The organism is Mesorhizobium sp. M1E.F.Ca.ET.063.01.1.1 (assembly GCF_003998155.1).
Lineage (GTDB): Bacteria > Pseudomonadota > Alphaproteobacteria > Rhizobiales > Rhizobiaceae > Mesorhizobium.
In genome coordinates, this window is sequence record NZ_RZSC01000987.1 from 1 (window position 1) to 1,809 (window position 1,809).

The window sequence follows — 1,809 nt, forward strand, 5'->3', positions numbered from 1 at the left end:
CATCGTCATAGGTCGAGGCGACCGAAAGCGCGATCACACGCCAACGCCTGGTGCGGTCATGAACAGCCGGGCCATGGCATTCTGTTTCGCGGCCGCGCGAACGCGCGCGTCGAGCGCCCCGATCCGCTCGATGATGGATCGGCGAGCCTCGATCATCGCCTCGCCGATTGCTCTGATCTAGGCGCTGCCGTCAACTCACCGGAGACGATTTCCTCGGCACGACGGGCAAAGCCGCCGAGCTTCTTCCCGAACATGATGCCGAAGGTCTTGAGCAGCCCACGGATCTCGTTCTCGATCTTGCCGCGGACGCCGACCAGGACGTCGCGTGCCGACAGCAGCGCCCGCACGACATAGGCGCCGTCTTGATCCGGACTTCCCTGTCCGGTTCGCACAATCTGGGCCAGACCGGGCCGCGTCATGACGATCCTCTGTGTTCGGCATCGGAGAGGGCGGCGCTTGCGTGGCGCGCATCAAAGACACACGATCGGCAATCCTCGCGTTCGTCAGTTCATTCCAAAGCCAGACCGCCAGCGGGCCGGTTTTGGGTCTGACTCAAATTCGATGATTTTGCATGGCGGCGTGGTGCTGTTTTGTGAGGGATCAGCACCATGGCGAACATTTTGCGTTTGTCGTCCCTGATCCCGGCCGGATTAATCGTCGAGAGTACCGCCGAGGACGAGGACGTGATCGTGATTTCAGCGCGCGCTGGGGTCAAAGTGTGGGTTTGTCCGCTGTGCGGAAAGTCATTGAGCCGTGTCCATAGCCAATATGTCAGAAGATCCTATGGGGATGGAAGGCGACCAGCGCTCTGCCAGAGTGAAGTCGCCAAACATCACCTGGAGGTCAGCATGCAAGCCAACACCACCAAAGCCCCGGCCGCTATCCGCGTCGATCTTGCCGCAATATTTGTCTCGTTAGAACTGTCTCGTTCAAAATGGCTGGTGAGTTCGCTTTCGCCAGGTGGGCGAGAGAATGTCGAGACACGTCGTGTCGGGGGGCGACATTCCGGGTTTGCTCGGTCACTTCGCAGAGCTGCAGCGAAAGGCGGAAGTGCGGACAGGGCAGAGTTTCCGGGTCATATCAATCCAGGAAGCTGGTCTGGATGGATTCTGGATACATCGGGTCCTCGAACACGAAAGCATCGAGAGTTATGTCGTGGACCGGCATCCATTGCCACATCGCGTCGCCGCCGACGGGCCAAGACCGACAGGATTGACGGGGAAGCACTGGTTCGAGCGTTGTTGGCCTACAACCGCGGCGAGCCTCGGGTTTGCGCGATGTTGCGAGTGCCAACGCCGGAGGAGGAAGACCGTCGCCGGTTGGTGCGGGAGCGGAAGGCGCTGACGAACGAGCGGATCAGGCACGTCAACAGGATAAAGGGGCTTTTGTTCAGCCAAGGTGTGTCCGGATACGAACCGTTGAAAGGCGATCGACGCAAACGCCTCGACGCGCTCATTACCGGAGATGGGCGTCCACTGCCGCCGGCGCTCATGGCGCAGATCAGCCGCGAGCTTGATCGCATCGAGTTGCTGATCCAGCAGATCAAGGATGTTGAAGAGGCACGCGACGCCTTGCTTGTCGCGGCAGATGAGCCAACACCGGCCCTGCTGCTCAGCCTCAAGGGAATAGGTCCGGAGTTCGCGGCCGTCCTGTGGTCTGAGGGATTGTCGGATCGTGCCCCATGGCGTGGTGTAGGTAACGGCATTGGTCGCCGTGCTCTCCGGCAAGGGCCGGACTGATCAGCGCGCCACTGCCGGCAGGCTGATGAGCGGATCATCGCTCATCTGGCTGATGGTCTCAAGGGTCATG

The 1,809-nt window shown here is 60.8% G+C and carries 2 protein-coding genes and 1 pseudogene; 1 reads left to right on the forward strand and 2 read right to left on the reverse strand.

Annotated elements, in window-relative coordinates; genetic code table 11:
- Window positions 1-33: 33 nt before the first annotated feature.
- Window positions 34-156, reverse strand: coding sequence for a hypothetical protein (locus tag EOA29_RS43915; RefSeq protein ID WP_277569113.1), 123 nt, complete (start codon window positions 154-156; stop codon window positions 34-36).
- A complete protein-coding gene (locus EOA29_RS35125; protein ID WP_051695595.1) occupies window positions 153-419 on the reverse strand; it encodes a hypothetical protein in 267 nt (88 codons plus the stop codon). The genes EOA29_RS43915 and EOA29_RS35125 overlap by 4 nt, the downstream gene beginning before the upstream one ends.
- Before the next feature lie 429 nt (window positions 420-848).
- On the opposite strand from EOA29_RS35125, the pseudogene EOA29_RS35130 reads away from it, so the two are divergent.
- Window positions 849-1,667: pseudogene (locus tag EOA29_RS35130) on the forward strand (transposase); the annotation flags it as partial.
- Window positions 1,668-1,809: the final 142 nt, after the last annotated feature.